The organism is Paenibacillus barcinonensis, from assembly GCF_003217495.1.
GTDB classification, from domain to species: Bacteria; Bacillota; Bacilli; order Paenibacillales; family Paenibacillaceae; genus Paenibacillus; species Paenibacillus barcinonensis.
Window position 1 is genome coordinate 1,708 of sequence record NZ_QJSW01000053.1, and the last position, 1,220, is coordinate 2,927.

The following is a 1,220-nucleotide window of genomic DNA, read 5'->3' on the forward strand; positions in this document are numbered from 1 at the left end:
ACGATCAAGCCATAGCTTCGGTGGTGTGTTTAGCCCCGTTACATTTTCGGCGCAGAGTCACTCGACCAGTGAGCTATTACGCACTCTTTCAATGGTGGCTGCTTCTAAGCCAACATCCTGGTTGTCTGTGCAACTCCACATCCTTTCCCACTTAACACACACTTGGGGACCTTAGCTGATGGTCTGGGCTGTTTCCCTTTTGACAATGGATCTTAGCACTCACTGTCTGACTCCCGGAAGTAAGTCTATGGCATTCGGAGTTTGACTGAGCTTGGTAACCCTTGCGGGCCCCGCACCCAATCAGTGCTCTACCTCCACGACTCTGTTTTCCGAGGCTAGCCCTAAAGCTATTTCGGGGAGAACCAGCTATCTCCGAGTTCGATTGGAATTTCTCCGCTACCCCCACCTCATCCCCGCACTTTTCAACGTGCGTGGGTTCGGGCCTCCAGTGCGTGTTACCGCACCTTCACCCTGGACAGGGGTAGATCACCCGGTTTCGGGTCTACGTCCACGTACTATGTCGCCCTATTCAGACTCGCTTTCGCTGCGGCTCCGGCTCTTCACCTTAACCTTGCACGGGAACGTAACTCGCCGGTTCATTCTACAAAAGGCACGCCATCACCCCTAAAACGGGCTCTGACTTTTTGTAAGCACACGGTTTCAGGTTCTATTTCACTCCCCTTCCGGGGTGCTTTTCACCTTTCCCTCACGGTACTGCTTCACTATCGGTCGCTAGGAAGTATTTAGCCTTGGCAGATGGTCCTGCCGGATTCATACGGGGTTTCACGTGCCCCGCACTACTCGGGATCCGTCTCGGAGGGAACCAACTTTCAACTACAGGGCTTTTACCTTCTTTGGCGGGCCTTTCCAGACCTCTTCGCTTAACCGGTTCCTTTGTAACTCCATGTGAGACGTCCCACAACCCCAAAGAGCAAGCTCTCTGGTTTGGGCTTCTCCGCGTTCGCTCGCCGCTACTGACGGAATCACTATTGTTTTCTCTTCCTCAGGGTACTTAGATGTTTCAGTTCCCCTGGTATGCCTCTACATAACCTATGTATTCAGTTATGAGTAACTGGAAATTACCCCAGCTGGGTTTCCCCATTCGGACATCCCCGGATCAAAGCTTGCTTACAGCTCCCCGAGGCAGTTTCGTTGTTCGCCACGTCCTTCATCGGCTCCTAGCGCCTAGGCATCCTCCGTGTGCTCTTAGTAGCTTAACC

At 53.0% G+C, this 1,220-nt stretch carries 1 rRNA gene (running past one end of the window); it reads right to left on the reverse strand.

The window, feature by feature from the left end:
* Positions 1–1,220: ribosomal RNA gene (locus tag DFQ00_RS28520) — 23S ribosomal RNA — on the reverse strand (it extends 1,707 nt beyond the left edge of the window).